Raw genomic sequence first — 23,928 nt, forward strand, 5'->3', positions numbered from 1 at the left:
GGTAGGAAAGTAGTTTTCTAGCATTTTAACACCAGAAAACTGCTAGCTTGTTCGGCAAAGGTCGGGCAAAATGCTAAACCTTACTGCTCCGGCGTTGTCAAAGCTCAACCCCAAAGCGTTGCTGCGCGTTTCTTGCCGTGCGTAGGCCAGGCAACGGTCGGGGGTAACCCTGTATCTTTGCTCCGGCTGGCCCTCTGCCTCTCCCCTATTTGCTGCCCGTGCCCCGCTTTATAACCGTCATCCTTAAGGTCCTGTTTGCGCTGCTACTTTTAGTAGTGCTGGCCGTAGTGGGTGTGCTAGTAGCGTTACGGGTGCCCAGCGTGCAAACCAACCTAGCCCAGCGGGCGGCGGCTATGCTTACAGATAAGCTAGGCCAGAAGGTGCTGGTAGGCCGGGTTGATGTGCGCCCCTTCTCGCGGGTGCTACTAGAGGGTGTGCAGGTGCTGGACCGCCGCGGCAACGAGCTGTTCAATATTGGTCGGGCCGATGCCGACATCCGTCTGTTTTCCGTCTTCGACCCCTCCCACCTGCACGTGGGTAAGCTCACGCTGGAGGAGCCGCGCTTCAACCTGGTTACCTACCAGAACAGCCCCGACACCACTAACCTGACACAGTTTATTACGGCCGTGAAGCGGCTCATTGGCCCTTCCGATACTACTAAAGTCAGCAAGCCCTTCGACTTTAAAATCGAATCGATAGGCCTACGCAACGGCCGGTTTGTGCTGGACCGCCAGAATGTGCCGCGCATTCCGGAATACGGCCGTACCATGGACTACGCTCACATGCGCCTCGACAGCATCTATGCCGATGCCGACCAGCTGTGGATTAAGGGCGACACTATTCACGCCAATATTCAGGGCCTGCGGACGGTGGACACGCCTTCCGGCACCCGCTTGCGGGAGCTGACCTCGAACATGACGTATGGCGACAAGTTCTGGGAGTTTGATAAGCTGATGCTGCGAGTGCAGAACAGCCAGCTCAGCAACTATATCCGCTTCGAATACGAGCACTTTCTCAACTTCACCGACTTCAACGACTCGGTAAAAGTCATTGCCCGGCTGCAGCCCTCGCGGGTGTACTCCGACGACATTGCCAAGTTTGCGCCCCAGCCCTTCGTGCGCGACCTCAAGGAAACCGTGCTGATTTCGGGTGAGGCCAAGGGCTATGTGCGCAACTTCACCACCAAAAATCTGGATGTAACCTACGGCAAAAACAGCCGAGTGAAAGGCGACATTAACGTGGAAGGGTTGCCCAACTTCAGGGAAAGCTTCGTGGAGATGCGCCTGCAACCCTCAGTGGTAGATGGGCGCGACATCCGGCGCTACATCCCCGCGTCGGGTTGGCCCTACGTGCAGCGCCTGGGCGTGGTGAAGCTGAAAGGACAGTTCCTGGGCTTCTACAACGACTTTGTAGCCAACGGCTCCTTCCAAACGGCGCTGGGCTCGGTGGTATCCGACGTCAATCTCAAGTTCAAGGACGACCCGCGCTACTCCAGCTACGAGGGCCAGGTGCGCACTACTGGCTTCCAGCTAGGCCGGCTGCTGGGTGATGAGCGCACGGTGCGCGATGTGACCTTCAGCGGCAAGGTAGAAGGCGTGGGCTTTGTGCCGGCCACAGCCCGCGTAACGGCCAACGCCACAGTGCAGAGCATCTGGCTGAATGGGTACCGCTACCGCAACATCACTACCAATGGCCGCTTCAGCCGGGAGTCGTTTACGGGTAAGATTGCCGCCAACGACCCCAACCTGCAGTTTGATGCCGATGGCACCATTGACCTCAATAAGAAGGAACAAGCGTTTGACCTGCGTGCCCGGGTACGTCGAGCCAGCTTGAAAGCGCTAGGCCTCACTCAGCAAAACGTGATTGTGGCCACCACGGCCGATGTGAAGTTCCGGGGCCTGCGCCTAGATGAACTGCTAGGCTACGCCCGGCTGCGCAACTCGCGCCTGACCTACAATGGGCGCACGGTACCCGTTGACACGCTGGACTTGGTCAGCCAGTACGGCAATGGCCAGCGCCGGCTCAACGTGCGCTCCGAGGTTCTCAACCTGAACTTGGCTGGCAACTTCACGCCCTCTACCGTCATCCGCGACGTATCAACTCTGCTCACGGAATACCGGCTGAATTTCGAGAGCAACGACGCCGTTATTGCTGATTATTACCGCCGCAAGCGCCAGCAGACGCTACCTGACTATCAGATTGCCCTGAACCTGTATTTGAAGAAGCCAAACCCGGTGCTGCATGTGTTCATGCCGCAGCTTACGGTATCGGACTCTACGGTGATAGATGGCTCCTTCCGCAACGGTCAGACCTCTATTTTTCAGCTGGGAGGCCACGTAAATGAGGTGCGCTACGACAGTGTGCAACTCGTTAACAACGACTTTGAATTCAATACCTCCAAGCTTCCTTACCAGCCCGAAATCCTGGCTCAGGCCAACGTAACCTCGGTGCGGCAGCGGGTACCTGGCCTAGGAGCTACTGAGAAGTTCTACGTGGAAGGCGTGTGGGACCAGGAGAAAATCAACTTTGCCACCTCGTTGGCCCAAACGGGCACCACCAACCGCGCCCAGATTAACGGGGCATTAGTGTTCCTAGACGACGCCGTGCGCGTAGTGTTCCGGCGCTCGGGAGTAAACGTGCTGGGCAAGGAATGGGCCATTGCGCCCGACAACTCCCTGGTTATCTCAGGCGGTGGCAAGGAGTTCGATTTTCAGAACCTAACACTTAGCAATGGCAACCAAAGCATAAGTGCTCAAGGCTTTATCTCGCAGAATGCAAACAAGCCGCTGGCTCTTACCGTGAAGGACTTCGAGCTATCGACTCTGAACGGCCTTACCGGGCAGGAGAAGTTTGCGGGGCGCGTAAATGCGCTGGGCACCATTAGTGGCGTGTACGACCAACTCGTTATTAACTCTACCCTCTCGGTTGACTCCCTGAAGATGGATGAGGTGCTGATTGGCAACGTGAAGGGCCGCGGCGATTGGGACAACCGCGCCAGCCGCCTGGCCGTGAACCTCGATGTAGAGCGCGACCAGCAGCGTGTGGTGCAGGTAACCGGTACTTTCGCACCCGGCGAGGCAGAGCAACAGCTTAACCTGACGGGCACCCTGGCTAATGCCCCAGTAAAGCTGGCTCAACCCTTCCTGCACACGCTGTTCCGCGACCTGGGCGGTACCGCTCTAGGCACGTTACGCCTCACCGGGCGGCTCAATGCGCCCGTGCTCACGGGCAATATTGATGTAACGAACGGTCAGCTGACCTTCATTTACCTAGGCACTACTTATACCTTCTCCGATCGTATTCGCTTCCTAGAAGACCGTATTGCGTTGCAGAATATTACCGTGCGCGACCCGCAGGGCAACACGGGCGTGGTGAATGGTAATATTTTCGAGAAGGGTTTCCAGGATATGCGCCTGGAGCTGAATGCCTCTTTCCGGAAGCTACAAGTGCTTAACACCACCCGCAAAGACAACGAGCTCTACTTCGGGCAGGCCTACGCCACGGGTACCGCCCTGGTGCGCGGCCCGGCCGACAATCTGTTCATCAATGTAACGGCTCGGAGCGAAGCGGGCACGCGCATATCCCTGCCATTTGATAATGCGGCTAAAGCAGAGCAAGCCAGCTACATCAAGTTTGTGAACCGCAACCTACCCGACACGGCCCGCACAAAAGCCGTAGCCACCACAACCGCGCAGACGGACATTTCGGGCATCCGGTTGAACATGAACCTAGATATCACGCCCGATGCCTACCTGGAAATGCTGCTCGACGAAAGTACCGGCGACATTATCCGGGGCTCAGGCACCGGCCAGTTGCGTTTGAACATTGATACGCGAGGCGACTTCAACATGTATGGGCAAGTGGAAATTGTGCGCGGCGCCTACAACTTTACCCTGCAAGGCCTAGTGAACAAGGAATTTGTGGTGCGCCCCGGGGGTACCATTTCCTGGAACGGCGACCCACTAGCCGGCGAAATGAACGTCACGGCCACCTACACTCAGCGTACATCACTGGCCCCTGTGCTGTCTACCAGCACCTCAGTGGTGCCTGTTACGGCCGTTATGAACCTGACGGGGCCCTTACTGCAGCCCATTATCCGGCTCAATCTGGAGTTCAATGACATTCCCTCGTCTCTGGAAGGTGACCTGGCCCCCTTCCTCTCGGCTCTGCGCAATGATGAGCAGGAGCTGAACCGGCAGGTGTTTAGCTTGGTAGTGTTCCGTCAGCTTACGCCCATAGGTTCCTTGGCCGTCACTCGGCTGCAGGGCGAGAACAACGCCATTGGTAATAGCCTAGGCCAGATCATCTCTACCCAGCTAGGCCTCTTGACTTCTCAGATTGACCCTAATCTGGAAATTAGCTTTAACCTGAACGGCCTGACCTCAGAGCAGCTGCAAGCCCTGCAGGTGCGCCTGAGCTACTCCTTCCTCAACGGCCGGCTGCGCGTAACCCGGGAGGGCGGCTTCGGCAACAATACGCTTCCCACGGGAGGTACCGGGGGCCAGCCGCTACCCACGGCCCAGTCGTCGCTGGTTGGTGACCTGAGCCTGGAGTACTACCTGCGGCCCGATGGCAAGTTCCGGGCAAAGCTGCGCTATGAAACCACGCCGCGTGATTTAACTACCGCCCAGATAGCCAACCAAGCCCGGGTAGGCCTCTCGCTGCTGCACACTGAGCAGTTTGACTCTATGCGCGAGCTGTTTGCCCGCAAGCGCCTACGCCGCCGCGACCAGAACGCCCGCAAGGCCCGGGAACTTCAAATTGAGGAGGACCCTCGTACTAATATGTAAGGGTGAAGTTGTGAAGAGTGAACTTGTGAACTGCTTCTTTCACAACTTTGCCCTCACAACTTCGCCCTTCACAACTTCACCCTTCACCGATGTCCCAACCGCGCACGACCCGTAAGAAGAAACTGGGCAGCTACCCGCACACCATGGTAGTGTTCAGTATCACGCTAGCGCTGCTGGTTATTGGGCTGTTTGGGCTGCTGCTGATTCACGCGCACAAGATGTCGAACCTGGTGAAGGAGAACCTGGAGATGCAGGTGTATCTGGAGCGCAATCTGCCGGAAACCCAGCTGTTACGCCTGCAGCAGGACTTCGCTCACAAGCCCTACATCGCCTACAAAGCTGGGCAGGCGCAGGTACGGTTTCTTTCTAAGGAAGAAGGTGCCAAGCAGCTCATCGATCAGACCGGCGAGGACTTTCAGCGCTTCCTCGGCGACAACCCACTGCGCGATGCGTACCTCCTCAAAATCAACTCCGATTATGGCGACGCTAAGAACCTAGCCCGCATCAAGGAAGAGCTACGTCAGCAGCCCGGTGTGTTTGAGGTAGAATACGTGGAAAGTCTGATTACATCCGTAAACGAAAACCTGCGCAACGTAAGCCTAGTGCTGTTGGGGTTTGCGCTGGTTTTGACGTTTGTGGTGGTGGTGCTCATCAACAATACCATTAAGCTGGCCATGTTCTCGCAGCGCTTCCTGATCCGCTCTATGCAGCTGGTGGGTGCCACGCAGTCATTCATCCAATGGCCGTTTTTGCGCCGGGCCGTGTGGCAGGGGCTAGCAAGCGGAATTCTGTCGGGCCTGCTGCTGTTGGCGTTGCTTCAATACGCGTACCTGCAGTTGGAGGAGCTGCGCCTGTTGCGCGATGAACGCCTGATTGGCGCCCTGCTTGTGCTGCTGGTGGTGCTGGGCATGGGCATTGGCTTCTTGAGTTCCTGGCGGGCCGTCCGCAAGTATTCGGGCATGTCACTTGACGACTTGTATTAATGAATTACCTGGTTGGTTGAATTTGCGCGTCACCTTCTGCCAACCCTCCTACCTTTGTAGTTATGGAACAGAATACTCCCCGCTTCGCCTTCGGGCCGCGCAACTACCGGCTGATGTTCATCGGGCTGGCCGTGTTGGCCGCTGGCTTTATCACGATGATGCTGGACTCGGCTGACTACGGCGAAGGTTTCCTTGGTATCACGCTAGGCCCCATTTTGCTGGCTATTGGCTTTTGCATTGAGTTTTGGGCTATTATGACCCGCGCTGGCAGCACTGCCCCCGTAGCTCAAGATGCCGCAACGGTGAATACCGTGCCTTCTCAGCCTGTACCGCCCGCGGCAGCTCCTGCGTCGCCTACTTATAAGCGGTAGGCTCCGCTGTTCGAAATATCTTCGGACGTCATGCTGAGCGCAGCCGAAGCATCTCTACCGCTGGCTAACCAAGAAATGGTAGCGGTAGAGATGCTTCGGCTGCGCTCAGCATGACGTTCTACTTGTAATAGGACAAGCTACTTCCAGGGTACCCTACGCGCCCTATTTAACTCCCCAACTCTTCCTCCATGTCCTACTGGCACGCGCTGTTGCTCGCTATTGTTGAAGGTCTGACCGAATTTCTGCCCGTTTCCAGCACGGGGCACATGATTATTTTCGCCAACCTGCTCGGCATTGGGCAGTTGCCGTTCACCGACACCTACATTACCTCCATTCAGTTTGGGGCAATTTTGGCCGTAGTAGTGCTGTACTGGCGCCGGTTTCTGCAAAGCTTCGATTTCTATCTTAAGCTAGCCGTGGCCTTTATACCGTTCGGGATTTTAGGCTTCCTGCTGAAGGATACCATCGAGGATTTGTTGAAAAGCGTGACGGTAGTTGCCGTTTCTCTTGTAGTGGGCGGCATCATCCTGCTGTTCGTGGATAAGTGGTTTTCTGGCCCACGCAAGGAGGTCACCACACCTAACTTTGCGCAGGCCCTCAAAATTGGCCTGTTTCAGTGTTTAGCACTGGTACCGGGCGTGTCACGCTCGGCAGCGACCATTGTGGGTGGCCTAGCTCAGGGGTTCGACCGGCGCTCAGCAGCCGACTTCTCCTTTCTGCTGGCCGTGCCTACCATGACCGTAATTACGGCATATCAGCTGTACAAGACCTATAAGGTGAGTGCGCCTGGCTCCGAAGACATTAAGCTGTTGCTGTTCGGCAACGCGGTGGCCTTCATTGTGGCCCTGCTGGCCGTGAAGTCGTTCGTAGATTTTGTATCGCGCTTCGGATTCCGGGCGTTTGGCTTCTACCGCATTGTGGTGGGGGTAGTGATTTTGGTGATGGTGTCGTTGGGCATCAGCCTGGAAGTGCTGTAAGTGTGATAATGGAAGAACAACCGATTACCCCCGCTCGCTTTGATTTTGAAGCCGGCGAAGTGCTGCTGTTAGACAAGCCTTTGACCTGGACCTCGTTTGACGTGGTGCGCAAAGTGAAGAACACCCTGCGGATCAAGAAAATTGGGCACGCTGGCACCCTCGACCCGCTGGCTACTGGCCTGCTGATTCTGTGCACGGGCAAAAAGACCAAGCAGATTGACCTGATTCAGGCCCAGGAAAAAGAGTATACCGGCACTTTCCGCCTCGGCCAAACCACGCCCAGCTTCGATCTGGAAACGCCCGTAGATCAGGAACTGGCCTACGAGCACCTTACAGAAGAAGAGCTGCGGGCTGCTCTGGCCTCCTTCATTGGGTTGATCAACCAGACGCCGCCCTTGTTTTCGGCAGTGAAGGTGAACGGGGAACGGGCCTACGAAGTGGCCCGCCGCGGCGACGAAGCCGAAATCAAAAGCAAGCAGGTCACCATTAAAGAGTTTGAGCTGACCCGCGTTGCGCTGCCTGAGGTAGACTTTCGGGTGGTGTGCTCCAAGGGCACCTATATCCGCAGCCTAGCCCGCGACTATGGCGCCGCGCTGGGCGTGGGCGCCCACCTCACCAAGCTGGTGCGCACCCGTATTGGCGAGTACCGCCTGGAAGATGCCCTGACTATGGAAGCCGTGCAAGCCCTGCGCCCACCCCGCCCCGAGGGAGAGCAAGACCGCCCCCCGCGCCAGCGCCGGGAGCGGCTGCCCGAGCGCCGGACTGGCCTAGAGTATTATCAGTCGCAGCAGGATGCTGCCGCGTCTACGCCCGATACGCCGCCCGTTTCCTAATTTGTAAAAGCCCTGGCTGCACGTGTATTGTCACGCGGCCGGGGCTTTTTCGTATGCGCTGGGGTAATGGCCTACGGAAGGTCCGGTTTGGTGCTTTACCTTCGCAGCTTCATCTGCTCCCTTCCTCACTTAGCTTACCTTCCACAATGGACATCATTCGGGACCCCGCGCAGTTTCCGCACCTGGGCAATGCCGTAGTTACCAGCGGCACGTTTGATGGCGTTCATGTAGGCCACCAGCAGATTCTGCGGCGCCTGCGGGAAGTAGCAGACCAGAGCGGTGGGCCGGCGGTGGTTATCACCTACTGGCCCCACCCCCGCCTGGTGCTGGCCCCACCCACTGCGCACCCCGCGCCCATGGACCTGCACCTGCTCAATACCCAGGAGGAGCGCAGCCAGAAGCTCGCAGAGTATGGAGTGGATTACCTGCTGATACTCCCATTCACCAAAGAGTTTGCCGCCTGGACCTCGGAAGAATACATCCAGAATATTCTCCTGCGCACGGTAGGCACCAAAAAGCTCGTTATTGGCTACGACCACCGCTTTGGTAAAAACCGTGAGGGCGGCTTCGAGTACCTAAGCCAACACGCCGACCGCTACGGCATGACCGTGGAAGAAATTCCGCGCGAAGACGTGGACGCCGTGGGCGTGAGCAGCACCCGCATCCGCCGCGCCCTAGAAGCTGGCGACGTGGCCACTGCTAACCGGTATTTAGGTTATAACTATCCGCTGACAGGCCTAGTAGTAAAGGGACGCCAGCTCGGCCGCACCATTGGGTGGCCTACGGCTAATATCAACTGTGAGGAGTCATTGAAGCTAATTCCGGCCCGTGGCGTGTACGCCGTAATGGCCACTACGGCGGCAGGAACGCACCACGCGGCCATGCTCAATATTGGCGTGCGCCCCACCGTAGGCGGAAACTTAGCCCAAACCGTAGAGGCTCACCTGCTCGATTTCGAAGGTGACCTGTACGACCAACCTCTCACGGTGCAGTTCGTAGCCCGCCTTCGCGACGAGCAGAAGTTCGACGGTCTCGATGCGCTAAAGGCCCAGTTATTTACGGATGCTGAAAACGCACGTCAACACCTGATTGGCGGGTAGACTGTTGGCTAGTTCCTCATAAGTGTATCTTCTTGAACTGTATTGTAGCTATTCTATCATCTCGGTATATGACTAAACATTTACTTCCGCGTTTACTGCTGTTTGTGAGTCTGTTCCTTAGTTGTTGGGGAGCAACAGCTCAACCCACATGGCAGCGTCTGTATGGCACCAATGAACATGAGTCTTGCAGTCGTACTCTTCAGCTTAAGGATGGAGGCTATTTGCTTATTGGTGACCACCAGGCCAAAAACAAGTACAGTACGGAGCTTTACCTGATCAGAACCGACGAGCGCGGTAATCAGCTCTGGTCTAAACATTACCCAATCAGTGAATGTACCCGAATAGGTTCTGTCGCAGCTTGTGAAAACGCAGCAGGCCAAGTGCTACTTTCTATACTCACAGACCAAGATGTAGTAAACCGTCCTTATACTTCTACGGGCTTACTGCTTATGCTGAAGACCGATGGAGCTATTGCTTGGCAGCAGCGTACTGAGCCAGAAATTGGCCAGGCACTACCCTACAGTGGAATAGCGCTTGATAAGACCGGCAATTTTTGGGTAGCCGCTAACCGGCCTACAGGCTCCTGGTTACTGCGCATTGCCGCTACCGGCGAACAACTTCAGCAAATACCTTTTGCCATTTCCGCGGGTACCATGCCGGCTCCCTTTCCTCCCACTGCGCCAGTGGAGCCAGCGTTCATTTATAACCTGTTTCAACTTCCGACGGGCTTATTTGCGCAGGTAAGATCCAATACCGGTGCCAAACTCATTCAGGTTTCCGACCAAGGTGCACAGGAACGCGAAACAACCCTTCCTAAAGGCATTGTAAGCGTTCTGAACGTAGTTCCCGTGGGAGGTGACGATGTGCTGGTAGTATCAGGCGGCCGCCTCGACAAGCTGCAGCTGAATTCCACGACGGTTTATTGGAAGAAAACCTATCCTAGCAATCTCCCCGTTAGGCTTACTCATGCGGCTGCTATGCCCGACGGCCGCATTGTAGCTTTCGGGGCAAATGGCGGCACTCATGTAGTTACGTTGCTCCTGACGGTGCTGGACGCAGCTGGGCAGCAGCTTTATGGCGAAGGTCCATCTGGCAGCACACAGCCAGTGCAATACGAGTTAGGCCAGAGCCTTTCAGCGGTAGCTGCCGGTTTGTTTGTAAATCCGCAAACTAAACAGGTGGTACTATGTGGCAGCTTGCGGGAAGACAGCTCCAAAGAGGAAATTTTTCTGAGTGCGGGCCCTTTAGAAAGCCTTCGTACCGCCACGCTCGTTCCCCTCACGGCTTGGCCTAATCCGGTAACGGGCGCAGAAACCCTCACTATTCCGGTAGATTTTGCCCAAAGTGGCCAATTTGAGCTCTACTCTATGCAGGGTAGTTTGGTGCACCGCTGGCCAGATGCCATAGACGAAGGGGAAGCGCATCTATCTATGCAAGGTATTCCGGCTGGTATGTACCTGCTGACCGGAAGACAAGCCAACGGGGCCCGTTCTACTATGCGGGTTGTGAAGAACTAAAGCATTTTATTAGTTAGCCAATTGTAGGCCAGTTTACCTGTTTATTTGCGGCATGGCCGCTTCTACCCGCTTGCGTATTGCTGTAGCTCTCCTTTGCTGGCTGCTAGCTTCTACTACTGGCCTAGGCCAAGTTGGGACACTGACCGGCACCGTGCGCGACTCCGTAACGCAGGCACCACTGGAGCTAGCCAGCCTGTTTCTGGCCAACACCACTTACGGCGCATCTACCAACGAAAAAGGGCAGTTCTCGCTGCCTAACGTGCCCGTAGGCCAGTATGATCTGGTAATTTCCTACCTGGGGTATAAGCTCTACAAACGCTCCATTACGGTAAAGCCCGGCCCGCAGACCCTCCCGTTGCTGCTCACGCCCAACTCTCAACAACTAAGGGAAGTGGTAATACGCCCCAACCCTAACCGAGAATCCGATTACCAGCGGTTCGTGCAAACGTTTCTAGGCCAGTCGGCTTTCTCCCGGCAGTGCCGCATCCGGAACCCGAAGGACGTGTACGTAGACTACGACAGCGACAAGAACGAGCTGACGGCTACCAGCGCCGCCTTTGTGCAGGTGGATAATGACGCCCTGGGTTACCGCGTGAAGTATTACGGCCTCAAGTTTACCCAGAACTTCCGGGAGCAGTACGTAGTGTTTTATGGCTACCCGGTATTTGAGGAGATGAAGGCCCGTAATGAGCGGCAGCTACGCCGCTGGGTGGCTAACCGCGAACAGGCCTACCGGGGCTCCCTCACCCATTTCTTGCACAGCATCTACACTAGTCGAGTAACTTCCGAAGGGTTTCTGGTGCAGAAAATGCGCATCGTGCCTAACCGCAAATTTCCTCGCGCTGATAGCTTGGCCAAGGCCCTCCGCCAGGCCCGCCGGAACTCCGTTTTCTCGTCAGCCGACCAAGACTCTTTATCCCGTTGGGTGAAAGTGCCCCGGGCCTTTTCTATGCTCTATACGGCACCTAGGCCACTTGATAGCCTGCGCCGGGTGCAGCCAGACTCCGGCCGGGTGTGGTTGCGCTTCCGCGACTACCTTCAGGTTACGTACCTGAAAGAATCACCCGACCCCGCTTATCCTGCTGCTAGGCCTATTAGTGCGGCGGCTGCAGCCTTGCCCAAAGGGCAGATATCAACGCTGGTTTTACTTCAGCCGGAAATCGAAATTCAGAAGAATGGCCAACTAGTAGTGCCTTTGGGCGTTTTTACCGATGGCTACTGGGGATTCGAGAAAATGGGTGAATTTTTACCCCTCGATTACACGCCGGCCGCGTCGGCTCCCTGACCTAATTTTCCCACCCACCCTTTCTTCCATGATCAATAAAGTTGTAGCCGATGCCTCCGAGGCTCTCCACGGCATCACCGATGGCATGACCCTCATGCTCGGCGGCTTCGGCCTGTGCGGCATCCCCGAAAACTCCATCCAGGAACTACTGCGCCGCGGCGTTCGACACCTCACCTGCATCTCCAACAATGCGGGCGTCGATGATTTCGGTATTGGGCTGCTGCTCCAGACCAAGCAGGTGCGCAAAATGATTTCCAGCTACGTGGGCGAAAACGCCGAGTTTGAGCGGCAGCTGCTCAGCGGCGAGCTGGAAGTAGAGCTGATTCCGCAGGGCACGCTGGCTGAGCGCATCCGCGCCGGTGGAGCGGGCATTCCGGCCTTCTTCACGCCCGCCGGCTATGGCACGGAGGTAGGCGAAGGCAAGGAGAGTCGGGAGTTTAATGGCAAAATGTACTTGCTGGAAACTGCCCTGCACGCCGATTTTGCTTTCGTGAAAGCCTGGAAGGGCGACACGGCCGGCAACCTGGTGTTTAAAGGCACCGCCCGCAACTTCAACCCCATGATGGCTACGGCCGGCAAAATCACGGTGGCCGAAGTAGAAGAGCTAGTGCCCGCCGGCGAGCTGGACCCCAACCAGATTCATACACCCGGCATCTTCGTGCAGCGCATTTTCAAGGGTCAGAATTACGAGAAGCGCATTGAGCAGCGCACCGTGCGCGCCGCCAACTAAACTTCCTGAGCACTGGCCTAGGCCACTCCTACCTATAGCCTCATGAAAAGAACTGCCCTCGGTCTGCTGCTGGCCCTTGCGGTTAGCGGCACCTACGCGCAAACTGCTGCTCCAGCTAAGCCCAAAGCCGCGAAGAGCAAGACGCTAGCCACTCAGCCGGCCCACCTGCCGGCCATTGACGCATTGTTACGCGAGTACACCGCCGCTAATCGCGTGCCGGGCGCCAGTGCCCTCATCATGCGCGACGGGAAGGTTATTTACCGCAAAGCTTTTGGGCTGGACGACGTAGCTGCGAAAACGCCGCTGCGGGAAGATGCCATTCTGCGCATCGCCTCCCAAACCAAGGCTATTGCCAGTGCAGGCGTGATGATGCTCTATGATGAGGGCAAGTTTCAGCTCGACGACCCTATCTCGAAGTACCTGCCGGCTTTCCGCAGCCCCAAGGTGCTGGCCACCTTCAATCCCGCCGACTCCAGCTACACCACCGTTCCGGCCCGTAGCGAAATCACCATCCGGCAGCTCCTGACCCATACTTCGGGCATCAGCTACCCGGTGATTGGTTCAAAGGAAGCGCGGGCTATTTACGCCAAAGCGCATATTCCGAGCGGTATTGGTACGCCGGGCAGCAAGCTAAGCACCTCTATGGATGCGCTAGGCCAGTTGCCACTCATGCACCAGCCGGGCGAGAAGTTCACGTATGGGCTGAGCATTGATGTATTGGGCTACCTAATTGAGGTACTCTCAGGCAAGCCGCTGGACCAGTTCCTGCGCACCCGCCTGTTTGAGCCCTTGGCCATGCGCGACACCTACTTTTACCTACCCAAGGAAAAGCAGCCCCGGCTGGTTAGCCTTTACACGGAGGATGCCAACAAGAATACACTTAAGGCCCTGAATCCCTTCGCCTCGATGGGCAACATAAACCCCGACTATCCAAAGGAGGCAGGCACGTACTTTTCAGGCGGCGCAGGTCTGTCTTCTACGCTCGATGACTACGCCGCCTTCCTGCAAATGATGCTCAACGGGGGGCAGTACAACGGCAAGCGTCTGCTTAAGCCTGAAACTGTGCGCCTGATGACCTCTAACCAGATTGGTGAGGTAATGCAGGGCCTGAACAAGTTCGGGTTGGGCTTCAGCATTGTTACGGCCAAGGGCGCGGCACAGTCGGGGTTGTCGGAAGGCTCCTTTGAGTGGGGCGGCATCTTCGGGACTACCTACTGGGTTGACCCCAAGGAGAAGATTGTGGCGCTGCTCTACACCCAGAAGTACCCCAATAGCTATGGCGACCTAGCCGACAAATTCAAGCACCTGGTTCGCGAAACGGTCATCGAATCGAAAACGGCCGCGGTTAAATAAGCTCCTTCCTTTCCTCCCACCCCACCCATCATGCTCGACAAACACGGCATCGCCAAGCGCATTGCGCAAGAAGTAGAAAACAACTCCTACGTCAACCTGGGCATCGGCATTCCGACTCTAGTGGCCAACTATATTCCCGAGGGCATCAATGTAGAGCTGCAGTCGGAAAACGGGTTGCTCGGCATGGGCCCCTTCCCTACCGAAGCCGAGGTAGACCCCGACCTCATCAACGCCGGCAAGCAGACGGTGACCACCCTACCCGGCTCCAGCATCTTCAGCTCCGCCGACTCCTTCGGCATGATCCGGGGGGAGCACGTGGACCTGACCATCCTGGGGGCCATGGAGGTTTCCGAAACCGGCGACATTGCCAACTGGAAGATTCCCGGTAAAATGGTGAAAGGCATGGGCGGCGCCATGGACCTGGTGGCTTCGGCCAAAAACATCATCGTAGCCATGCAGCATGTGGCCAAAGACGGTTCCAGCAAGCTGCTGCCCGCCTGCACGCTGCCCATCACTGGCCTACGCTGCGTGAAAAAGATTGTGACGGAGCTAGCCGTGCTAGATGTTACGCCCGATGGCTTTGTACTCCGTGAGCGAGCCCCCGGCGTAACCGTTGAGCAGATTAAAGCGGCCACCGCTGGCAAGCTAGTAGTGCCCGACGACGTACCCGAAATGCAGGGCGTGTAGGCCATTAGCACAACTGCGTTTGGTAAGAAGCACCCGGCCCTTTCCATCCTGTTTCAGGAGGAAGGAAAGGACCGGGTGCTTTATTTTCCCTCGCGGAGAGGCCTAGCCTATTGCCCCTAGCGTCAGCCAATGGATTTGCAACAGCACTATTCTACTATGCGCACCGAGGCCTACCGCCATTTGACGCAAGGCAACGTGACACTGGACCCACTTATTGACTCGACAGAGGATACCCGCCGCGGCATTACCCTTTTGGCCAGGCCACCGGCAGTTATCACCGCACGGCTGGAAGCTCTGCTAGCAGATTTCAGAGCCATAGAGCCGGCTCAGTACTACTACCCAGCATCGGACTTGCACATTACGGTGCTCTCGATCATATCCTGCTACAGCGGCTTCACGCTGGATAGAATTGATCCGGTCGCTTATCAAGACGCCATCCGTGGCATTGCACAGCAGACTCGGCCATTTCGTATTAGTTTTTCTGGCCTCACGGCTTCTCCGAGTAGCATCATAGTGCAGGGCTTTCCCCATGATAGTGGCCTAGAACAGCTCCGTAACCAGGTCAGAAACTTCTTTAGTGGCTCGGGACTACAGCAGTCCATTGATCAGCGCTACAGCATTCAAACGGCCCATTCTACTGTTCTTCGTTTCAAAAGCCCGCTACGGGATGCCTCGGCATTGCTTGAAAATCTGAGGCTGTATGAGCAGGAAGCTTTTGGCTCGTTTGATGTTGATACGCTAGAGCTGGTGTACAACGACTGGTACCAGCGGGCGGGCAACACCATCCTGCTGGAGAAATACCCGCTGCAGCACCAATAGTGGCTTGGCTCTAGGCCTATCTCCGGGTGCGGTTGTAGGCCTGCGTCATGATGCGCTGGGCGGCTTCCAGGGTAAAGTGAGCGAAGTAGCGGCGCAAATGCTCCAGCGCCTCAATAGCACTGAGGCCGCCATCGTGCACGGCTTCGGCTAAATAGTCGGCCAGGGTATCAGGATAAGCCGTGAGGGCCGGAAACTCGGCGTGCTCCTTGTAGCGGCTCAAAATTTGGATGCGCAGCCAAGTGGGTGCACCAGGTACCTGTTCCAGCAGCCGCTTCATGAGTAGCTGTACTTCATCCATGAACAGGGTGCGGGCTAGGCCAGGGGGCGGCGGCACCGTTTGGCCGGGCTGCGCTACCAGCAGCACTGCGGCGGGGCTATCGGCCTGCCACTGCGCCACAGGTCGGGGCGCGCATAGCCATGCCGTAGGCGGATACGCCTCCGAAGCTTGCAAAATAGCAGCCAGCGTAAGCAAACGACGTTCGGGCATGGGAGCAGACATACTGCAAGATACGAGGCTACTGTTAGCCGATGATGAAGTGGCCCCTGTGACGTTGACTTCTGACTGTAGAGAAACAGGCCTAGCGGCCCAGAATTTAAGCAATAGTCGAGTAATTAATCCTGTATCTTCCCCGAGCCGAGCTTATTCTGGCCTTACTTATCTTCTATGGCTCATTTTTACCGTTTCCTCCTCTTTTTGCTTCTGCCCACTGCCTCCTTGCGGGCTCAGCAAGCCATAACCATCACCCGCGACGACATGCCCAACGTGGGCGACACGCTGCGCCTGAGCCAAACGACCGCCTTTACCGGGCCGGCTCTCACCCAAAAAGGGCCTAACCAAACCTGGAACTACTCTGCCTTGCGCCCCACCAGTCAGCGAGTAGAGCGCTACACGGCGGTAAGCTCTACGCCAGGCCTACTACCCTTTGCTTTTGGTACACTTGGGGGCGTCAATCGGGCTACTATTGCTACTCAGCAGCCACTTGGCGTTTTGGCCGGCGCCGGCCTGCCGCTCAGTGAGGTGTACCTGTTCTTTAATGAGTCGGGGGCTGACTACCGGCAGGTAGGCTACGGCGCCGTGCTTTCCGGCACAGCCTTGCCGGTCACGTACCAGAGTCAGCAGCTGCAGGATGTGGTGTACCGGTTTCCCCTGGCCTATGAGCAGCGCGATTCCAGCACCTCTGAGTTTATTGCCAGCGTGCCTCAAACTGCCTACCTACGTCAGCGCCAGAAGCGCGTTAACAAGGCCGATGGCTGGGGCACGCTCATTACCCCGTTTGGTACGTTTCCAGCCCTGCGCGTGGTAAGCACCCTGCAGGCCCGCGACAGTATTTCTGTGCAGGGCCAGACGGGTACAGTGGTACAGGTGCCTCTCACGCGAGAGTATAAGTGGCTAGGCCAGAGCCAGGGCGTCCCGCTGCTTCACATTGTTACGCAGGAAGTAGCTGGCCAAGAAACCGTGGTGCTTACCGAATACCGCGACGTCTACCGGCGTCTGACTGGACCGTTAGCCACCACCAAGCGTCTGCCCGAATCTGCGGTTACCGCCTACCCTGTTCCGGTGCCCGCTGCTGAGCCGCTGCATCTCACGCTGCCGGGAACAGGCCTAGCCACCATCACAGCCACCGACCTCACAGGGCGGGTTCTCTTCCGGCAGGCATTTGCTGCTTCAACCCAGCCGCTTTTATTTCCAGCGGAGTTATTCGGTGGCTTTAAGGGGGTGGTTCTGTTGCGTATAGAAACCGCACAAGGCATAGCCGTGCGGCGGGTAGTACGGCAGTAGTGGTGGTAGCAGCCTAGGCCACAGCCCTAGATAAAACCGTTCATCTTGCAGTCATTACCGTTACTTCTCCCTTGCGGCTTGATTGGGAATCAATGATCCTTTTTGCCACCAAACGTGTTGTAGCGCCGTAAGACACCTGCGCGTTCAAAGAACACAACGGTATCTTTACACTGCTTCCACGACATTCTCTTCTGATTATATGGCAACGAGTCCTAATGGCAAGGCTGGCGGTAGCCACGCCAAAAAACAAACTTTACCTGGTATGCCAGCGGCTCCTGAGTTGATGACTCCTACCGCAGTTCCGGCCCATAAGCTGGTGCTGCGCACGTTGCGGCGCAACGACTTTAAGGCGGTGAAGGAAATCATGGATAAGGTGTATTCCAACATGGAAGGCGCCTGGGCTCAGGATGAGTATAATGCCCTCCTGAAGAAATTTCCCGAAGGCCAGATCTGCATCGAGGACAACGGCCAGGTAGTGGCAGCCGCTCTGGCTATTATTGTAGAATACAGCAAGTACGGTGATAAGCACACCTACGCTAAAATCACCGGCAACGGCAAATTTGATACCCACGACTCAAACGGCGACACCCTCTATGGCGTGGACGTGTTTGTGGACCCAGAGTACCGGAGCCTGCGACTGGGCCGTCGTTTGTACGACGCGCGCAAGGAGCTTTGTGAAAACCTGAACCTGCGCGCCATGGTGGCCGGTGGCCGAATCCCGGGCTACGCGGCCTACGCTAACGAAATGACGCCGGCTAAGTATGTGGAGATGGTGCGGGCCAAGGAACTAACCGACCCCATACTTACCTTCCAGCTAGCCAATGATTTTTACGTGCGTAAAATCATCCGCGGCTACCTGCCCTACGACTCTGAGTCGAAGGCCTACGCGACGCTGCTGGAATGGATTAATGTGTACTACGACGAGGAAACTGATAAGCTAATCGGTAACCAGAAGTCGAACGTACGCATTGGCATTGTGCAGTGGCAGATGCGCGCCACCCAAAACCTCGACGACTTCTTCCAGCAGATGGAGTTCTTCGTAGACACCGTATCGGGCTACAAGGCCGACTGCGTGCTGTTCCCGGAGTTCTTCAACGCCCCCATGATGGCCCTCACCAATGAGGAGTCATCTTCAGTAGCTATTCGCTCGATGTCGGCCTTCACGGAACCCATCAAAACTAAAATGATGGAGCTGGCCGTGAGCTATAATATCAACGTTATTGCCGGCTCTATGCCGCTTTACGATGATGGCAAGCTCTACAACGTGTCGTACCTATGCCGGCGCGATGGTACCGTGGATGAGCAATACAAGCTGCACGTCACGCCCGACGAGGCCAGCTACTGGGGTATGCGTGGCGGCGACAAGCTGCGGTGCTTTGATACCGACTTCGGTAAAATTGGCATCCTAATTTGCTACGACGTAGAATTCCCTGAGCTCTCGCGGATGCTGTCAGATGAAGGCATGAAGATTCTGTTCGTGCCCTTCTGGACCGATACTAAGAACGCCTACCAGCGCGTACGTCTGTGCGCTCAGGCCCGCGCGATTGAGAACGAGTGCTACGTGGCCATTACGGGCTCGGTGGGTAACCTACCCCGCGTCGAGAACATGGATATTCAGTACTCACAGTCGGCGGTGTTTAGCCCTTCTGACTTCGCTTTCCCCCACGACGCCATTGTGGCCGAAGCAACGCCCAACACCGAGATGACGCTGATTGCCGACCTCGACCTGGACCTGCTCAAGGACCTGAACACCAGTGGCGCCGTGCGGAACCTACGCGACCGTCGCAAGGATCTATACTCTGTAAGCTGGACCAAGAAATCGGAACAGCGTGACGAGGAACTGCTCAGCCAGGGCGAGGAGCGCGCTATCAAAGCACCCGCTCGCCGGAAGGCCATCGCTCAAGGATAGCCTTAATAGATCCTATGCCAGTAGGCTTGGCTAACATTGCCAGGTCGAATAGTATGTTGAATACCGTAGAAACGGACCTGCCGAATTTGGCAGGTCCGTTTTGTTTGTAGAGAAGTAGGTGACCTAGGCAGAAGCTTACTGGTTTTTGATGTAAACTGCGGCCCCCTAACGCCATCTTTCATTCTTTCACCTCCCCTTATGAGACGCGTACTAATTACCGGGGCCAACCGGGGCCTGGGCCTCGAACTTACCCGCCAATACCTGGAGCGTGGCGATACGGTATATGCCGCCTGCCGCAACCCTGATGCTGCTACCGATCTGAAGGCGCTGGGCACAACTCGCCTGCACCTCATCCAGCTTGATCTGACCAGCGAAGAATCTATTGCCCAGGCCCAAAAAGCGGTTCGGCGCCACACGGCAGCCCTTGATATTCTCATTAATAACGCCGGAATTTTCCCCGGTGCAGGCCCTGAAGATCCCGCGAAACAGAACCTAGGCGGCCTCACCTCTGACAATGCCCTTACCGTTTTTAAGGTAAATGCCGTGGGCCCAATTCTGGTGGCGCAGGCTTTTCTAGAGCTGCTGAAGGCTGGCAACAAGCCGCGTATTATCAGTCTTTCTTCGGGCCAGGGCTCCCTGACCTGGAAGGCTTCCGGCGAGCCATATCACTACTCAGCGAGCAAAGCTGCCCTGAACATGTACATGCGCGCTTTGGCCGCCGAAGTAGGCACCTATGGCTTGATTTCGGTACTGGTAGATCCGGGCTGGATCCGGACGGGCATGGGCGGCTCCAACGCGGCCATCCCTCCCGCCGACTCTGCCAAGGGCATCATCCGCCTCACAGACCAATTGCACGCCGAGGAAAATGGCAGCTTCGTGACCTGGCAGGGGCAGGCAGTGCCTTGGTAAGTCAGTGGTTCTGTAAAATTCACTGACAAAAAAAGGCCGCCCTGCACTGTGCAGGGCGGCCTTTTTTTTGCGTGGTAAGGTGGCCTAGCGGGTGCTCTCTTCCTGCAGCAGGGCGGCATGGTCGCGCAGGATAGTGCGCAGGAAGGGCTCGTCGTGGAGAGTAGTCTGGATGCCGGTTAGGGTTTTGACTTTGTTTGCAACATCGTTGAGCAGCGTGTAGTTGTGGCGGGCTACGGCCTGCTGATACAGGCGCCGGACCAGAGCTATATCGTGGTCTGATAGCACGGCAACCTGGGGGAAGATGATTTGGTAGCCAGGCGGTACCAGAGTCAGCTCAAAGTCGTTGCTCTGCTGGGAGGGGCGCAGGCTTACAACGGTGGTTCCGGCAGCCAGGTCGCCGAGGCGCTGCCCGCGGCCGTTGATAAGGGCTGCCAGCAGGGCTACTGTGCCCGCCGTAATCTGAATTTCAAACAACCCAATCAGCCAGCGCAGCAGATAGTCGCCGAGGCCAGGGCGGGAGCCATCGAGGCGCGTGACCTTAATGCGGCGCACTTGCTTGCCTAAGCTCTGCCCGTTAAAGAAGATTTCACATGCGGGATGATATACCAGCAGTGGGGCTGCTACCAGCACGTAGAAGAATGTGTTTTTGAGGGTACCCGAATCGAGGGATTTATCTAGCACGAACCCCACGCCCAGAGTCCAGAGCCCCATCACCAGCCAGTCGATCAATTGGGCTACTATTCGGTCGCCCACGCTGGCGGTGTCGTACTCCACCACTACGTTTTGGGCGGTTTGAATGCGAATGGTACTCATGCAAAAAGAAAAAAAACCAGCCCGGTGCATGCCAGCCCGAAACCTGTATATTTGAACACTGCCCTTATGGGCAATGATATTTTTAGCTGTTTTATCGGCGGCACCACTTATGCGCGAAGCCGTATTTCTACGCCAGAACCAAGAGCGCTGGCACCATTACGAAACGCAGCCGCCCACCGGCCCCGATGAGTTGGCTCAGCGGTTTATTGAGCTGACCGACGACCTGTCGTACGCCCGAACATTCTATCCGAACTCAACTACTACCGCGTATCTCAATGGGCTGGCAAGCAAGCTACACCAGGCCCTGTACAAAAACAAAACCGAGGACACCAGCCGCTTCAGCCGGTTTTGGCGCCTAGAGCTGCCGCTGCTCGTGGTGCGCCACCGGGGCGTGCTACTGGGCACCGTGCTGTTTTTCCTGTTATGCACCGCCATTGGGGCCCTCTCCGCCGCCCTTGACGATACTTTCGTGCGCGTAGTGCTCGGCGACCGATACGTAAACCAGACGCTGGCAAACATTCAGAAGGGTGACCCCATGGCCATCTACAAGGGCACCGACGAAACGCTGATGTTCCTGCAGATTACCCTCAACAACGTAAAGGTGTCGCTGTTGGCCTTTGCGGGTGGTATCACGGGGGGCTTACTCACGGGGTATATGCTGTTTCAAAACGGCGTAATGCTGGGTTCATTTCAAGAGTTCTTCCATCAGAAGGGTGTGCTATTGCCCTCAGTGCTCACCATCTGGATACATGGCACCCTGGAGATTTCGGCTATTGTGCTGGCTGGGGGCGCGGGCCTCATCATGGCGCGCAGCCTGTTGTTTCCGGGCACTTACTCCCGCCGCGATGCGCTGCGCCTGGGCGCCCGCGACGGCATGAAGCTGGTACTAGGCCTAGTTCCCATCTTTATAGTAGCTGGCTTCCTAGAAGGCTTTGTTACCCGGCATACGGAAATGCCTATGTGGGCTAGCCTGACCATTATTGGTATCTCTGCCTCCTTTATTCTGGGGTACTTCGTGGTGTACCCCTGGTGGCTATACCGGCGCGGGGCACGTTTGCCAGAACCTACTGCTTTCTAACATTTACCCGTCTTATTTCCTCACTTCTACTCGTATGCGTTACCTGCCATTTACCCATGCTTCCCACTTCTTGAAGGAGCGCGACTTCGGGCAGAAAATTGAGGCTTCGTTTGATTTTGTGCGGGCGCATTTCAAGCCGCTAGGAAAGGCGCTGCTCATGATTGTGCTGCCCACTGCCTTGGTTATAGGCTTGGTGTCGGCAGTTCTGGCGCTGCAATGGTTCAGCACCCTGCAAGGGCTGCAAAATTCTACACAGGCGAAAAATAACCCCGCTGCTATTATGGGGTCGGTGGTTTCAGACGTGTTTCTGAGCCCAGCCTATATCAGTATTCTGCTCGGCGCTCTGGTTCTGATTACCACCTTTGTGCTGACTGTATATGGCTACGTCACGCTCCGTATGGACACTGCCCCGGAGCAGGAAGTAACCGTTTCGGCGGTGTGGCAGCTTGTTAGGCAGCGCTTTGTAGGCACTGCCCTGGCTTTAGTAGGCCTAGGAGTTACGCTTGGGGTTCTTTCTTTCGCCGTTTCGATGGTAGGAGGCCTCTTAAGCTTATTGCTAGTTGGAAGCGGTGGTATGATGGCAGGCTTTGGGGCTGTGCTTATGATGTGCCTGATATTTGGGGGCACTACCTATGTCTCCGTTACCCTCAGTTTGTTTCTGATTATTTGGGTGCGCGAGCGGTTAGGTTTCTTTGCTACCATCGGCCGTAGCTTCCGGCTGATCTGGGGTAAGTGGTGGTCTACGTTCGGGCTGCTCATGGTTATGCTCATCATCTGTATGATGCTGATGTTTGCGCTCATGCTGGTCACTTCCCTCATTAGCTCTCCCCTTGCGCTGATCAAATCAAACGGGACCCTAGAAGGTACTGCGCGGGTTGGCTTTATTCTGGCCAATGCGCTAAGTACACTTCTAAGCCTAGTGATTTACCCTCTCATCCTGCTGGCTTTGGCCTTTCAGTACTTCAACCTGGTAGAGCGCAAGGAGGGTGAAAGCCTGCACTACTTGGTGGATGCTATCGGGCAACCCGCCCCCGAAGCCCAGCCCCAAGTATTACTCCCCGACGACGAAGGCGAGTACTAGGCCACTGCTCTGGCTCCGTAGTTACTTATGCTGCTCCCCCGCGTGTTGCTCACTTTCCTCTTGTTCAGTATCTCCTTCCTGCGGGGCATGCAGTTTCGGCCGGCGCTAGGCCTAGTGCTAGGCCTAGCACTGCTAGCCCAAGCCCAAGCGGCGCCAGGCCCGGCTGCGCAAAGCCCCTTGCGGCCTACCAAAGCGCCTATCGTTCCTCCCGAAGCATTACGGTCCGATACCCTAGCAAACCGCAATACTCCCATTTCCCTGCCCGCCGATCAGCAAGCTCCCGTAGCTCTGCGGCGCCCTCCAGAAAAGCGCCTGCAGGACCTGCGCGGGCAGCGCGAGTTCCAGTATGTGAAACCCAATGAGGAGCCCAAAGATCCAAGTATGTGGTCGTTGCTCTGGTGGCGCCTGTCGGAGTGGTTCAGGAAATTGCTTTCTGGGGCCGACTATGAGAACCGGGGCCGCTACGTAGTGTACGCGCTATTTGGCGTAGCTTTCCTGTATGTGCTGGCGCGCCTGCTCCGCCTTGACTTTACCAACGTCTTCGGGCGGCGGGCCCGCACTGTTCCTTTGCCTTATGAGTCGGCTATTGAGGACATTCACGCGGTAGACTTCACTGCCTCTCTCACTGAAGCTGAAAGCGCCGCTAACTACCGCTTGGCGGTACGCCTGGGCTATTTGCAGGTACTGCGCCACCTAACCGAGCGCCACCTAATTGACTGGCAGCCCGAGAAAACCAATCACCACTATCTCCAGGAGTTGGCTGGCACACGCTGGGCACCCGATTTTGCCACACTTACCCGGCAATTTGAGTACGTGTGGTACGGTGAGTTGCCGATTGCCCCGGGGGATTATCCGGCCTTGCGGGAAAGCCGACAGCAGTTCCTTCACCAACTCACCCGCGTTGCTGCCTAGG

Annotated in this window: 20 protein-coding genes; 18 read left to right on the top strand and 2 right to left on the bottom strand. The window is 56.5% G+C overall.

Annotated features, from left to right (window positions below):
• Positions 1-218: 218 nt before the first annotated feature.
• From EU557_RS17945 to EU557_RS18000, 12 genes are all read left to right on the top strand, one after another.
• Positions 219-4,790, top strand: a complete 4,572-nt coding sequence (locus tag EU557_RS17945; RefSeq protein WP_135531850.1) for a translocation/assembly module TamB domain-containing protein — start codon at positions 219-221, stop codon at positions 4,788-4,790.
• An 89-nt stretch (positions 4,791-4,879) separates the two neighbouring features.
• Positions 4,880-5,773: a cell division protein FtsX gene (locus EU557_RS17950; RefSeq protein ID WP_135531851.1), complete on the top strand. Its 894-nt coding sequence runs from the start codon at positions 4,880-4,882 to the stop codon at positions 5,771-5,773.
• A 62-nt stretch (positions 5,774-5,835) separates the two neighbouring features.
• Positions 5,836-6,144: a DUF3098 domain-containing protein gene (locus EU557_RS17955; protein ID WP_135531852.1), complete on the top strand. Its 309-nt coding sequence runs from the start codon at positions 5,836-5,838 to the stop codon at positions 6,142-6,144.
• Positions 6,145-6,332: 188 nt separating this feature from the next.
• Positions 6,333-7,121, top strand: coding sequence for an undecaprenyl-diphosphate phosphatase (locus EU557_RS17960; RefSeq protein WP_135531853.1), 789 nt, complete (start codon positions 6,333-6,335; stop codon positions 7,119-7,121).
• Between the two features lie 8 nt (positions 7,122-7,129).
• Entirely contained in the window at positions 7,130-7,954 is an 825-nt protein-coding gene (gene truB, locus EU557_RS17965; RefSeq protein ID WP_135531854.1) for a tRNA pseudouridine(55) synthase TruB, read from the top strand.
• A 146-nt stretch (positions 7,955-8,100) separates the two neighbouring features.
• The gene (locus EU557_RS17970) at positions 8,101-9,054 is read left to right on the top strand and encodes a bifunctional riboflavin kinase/FAD synthetase (protein ID WP_135531855.1); all 954 of its coding nucleotides are present in this window, start codon (positions 8,101-8,103) and stop codon (positions 9,052-9,054) included.
• A gap of 449 nt (positions 9,055-9,503) precedes the next feature.
• Positions 9,504-10,571, top strand: a complete 1,068-nt coding sequence (locus EU557_RS17975; RefSeq protein ID WP_167855261.1) for a T9SS type A sorting domain-containing protein — start codon at positions 9,504-9,506, stop codon at positions 10,569-10,571.
• A 52-nt stretch (positions 10,572-10,623) separates the two neighbouring features.
• Positions 10,624-11,856: a carboxypeptidase-like regulatory domain-containing protein gene (locus EU557_RS17980; RefSeq protein WP_135531857.1), complete on the top strand. Its 1,233-nt coding sequence runs from the start codon at positions 10,624-10,626 to the stop codon at positions 11,854-11,856.
• Between the two features lie 28 nt (positions 11,857-11,884).
• The gene (locus EU557_RS17985; RefSeq protein ID WP_135531858.1) at positions 11,885-12,586 is read left to right on the top strand and encodes a CoA transferase subunit A; all 702 of its coding nucleotides are present in this window, start codon (positions 11,885-11,887) and stop codon (positions 12,584-12,586) included.
• A 42-nt stretch (positions 12,587-12,628) separates the two neighbouring features.
• Positions 12,629-13,939, top strand: a complete 1,311-nt coding sequence (locus EU557_RS17990; protein WP_135531859.1) for a serine hydrolase domain-containing protein — start codon at positions 12,629-12,631, stop codon at positions 13,937-13,939.
• 30 nt (positions 13,940-13,969) lie between these two features.
• On the top strand, positions 13,970-14,626 hold the full coding sequence (locus EU557_RS17995) for a CoA transferase subunit B (protein WP_135531860.1): 657 nt from the start codon (positions 13,970-13,972) through the stop codon (positions 14,624-14,626).
• Positions 14,627-14,755: 129 nt separating this feature from the next.
• On the top strand, positions 14,756-15,445 hold the full coding sequence (locus tag EU557_RS18000) for a 2'-5' RNA ligase family protein (RefSeq protein WP_135531861.1): 690 nt from the start codon (positions 14,756-14,758) through the stop codon (positions 15,443-15,445).
• Positions 15,446-15,461: 16 nt separating this feature from the next.
• Here EU557_RS18000 and EU557_RS18005 read toward each other — a convergent pair whose 3' ends face one another.
• Positions 15,462-15,944 carry a hypothetical protein gene (locus EU557_RS18005; RefSeq protein WP_135531862.1) on the bottom strand — a complete coding sequence of 161 codons (483 nt, stop codon included), beginning with the start codon at positions 15,942-15,944 and terminating at the stop codon, positions 15,462-15,464.
• Positions 15,945-16,109: 165 nt separating this feature from the next.
• Here EU557_RS18005 and EU557_RS18010 point away from each other — a divergent pair, with 165 nt between their 5' ends.
• The 3 genes from EU557_RS18010 to EU557_RS18020 all read left to right on the top strand — a co-directional run bounded on the left by EU557_RS18010 (position 16,110) and on the right by EU557_RS18020 (position 20,043).
• Positions 16,110-17,225 carry a T9SS type A sorting domain-containing protein gene (locus tag EU557_RS18010; protein ID WP_135531863.1) on the top strand — a complete coding sequence of 372 codons (1,116 nt, stop codon included), beginning with the start codon at positions 16,110-16,112 and terminating at the stop codon, positions 17,223-17,225.
• A gap of 283 nt (positions 17,226-17,508) precedes the next feature.
• Entirely contained in the window at positions 17,509-19,134 is a 1,626-nt protein-coding gene (locus EU557_RS18015) for a bifunctional GNAT family N-acetyltransferase/carbon-nitrogen hydrolase family protein (RefSeq protein ID WP_167855276.1), read from the top strand.
• Positions 19,135-19,332: 198 nt separating this feature from the next.
• The gene (locus EU557_RS18020; RefSeq protein WP_135531865.1) at positions 19,333-20,043 is read left to right on the top strand and encodes an SDR family oxidoreductase; all 711 of its coding nucleotides are present in this window, start codon (positions 19,333-19,335) and stop codon (positions 20,041-20,043) included.
• An 84-nt stretch (positions 20,044-20,127) separates the two neighbouring features.
• On the opposite strand, the gene EU557_RS18025 is transcribed toward EU557_RS18020, so the two are convergent.
• Positions 20,128-20,856, bottom strand: coding sequence for an RDD family protein (locus EU557_RS18025; protein WP_167855263.1), 729 nt, complete (start codon positions 20,854-20,856; stop codon positions 20,128-20,130).
• A 109-nt stretch (positions 20,857-20,965) separates the two neighbouring features.
• On the opposite strand from EU557_RS18025, the gene EU557_RS18030 reads away from it, so the two are divergent.
• The 3 genes from EU557_RS18030 to EU557_RS18040 are packed head-to-tail and all read left to right on the top strand — an operon-like array spanning position 20,966 to position 23,927.
• Positions 20,966-21,934 carry a stage II sporulation protein M gene (locus tag EU557_RS18030; protein WP_135531867.1) on the top strand — a complete coding sequence of 323 codons (969 nt, stop codon included), beginning with the start codon at positions 20,966-20,968 and terminating at the stop codon, positions 21,932-21,934.
• A 34-nt stretch (positions 21,935-21,968) separates the two neighbouring features.
• On the top strand, positions 21,969-23,015 hold the full coding sequence (locus EU557_RS18035) for a hypothetical protein (RefSeq protein ID WP_135531868.1): 1,047 nt from the start codon (positions 21,969-21,971) through the stop codon (positions 23,013-23,015).
• 27 nt (positions 23,016-23,042) lie between these two features.
• A complete protein-coding gene (locus EU557_RS18040; protein WP_135531869.1) occupies positions 23,043-23,927 on the top strand; it encodes a DUF4129 domain-containing protein in 885 nt (294 codons plus the stop codon).
• Position 23,928 lies beyond the last annotated feature (1 nt).

The organism is Hymenobacter wooponensis (genome assembly GCF_004745865.1).
GTDB lineage: Bacteria > Bacteroidota > Bacteroidia > Cytophagales > Hymenobacteraceae > Hymenobacter > Hymenobacter wooponensis.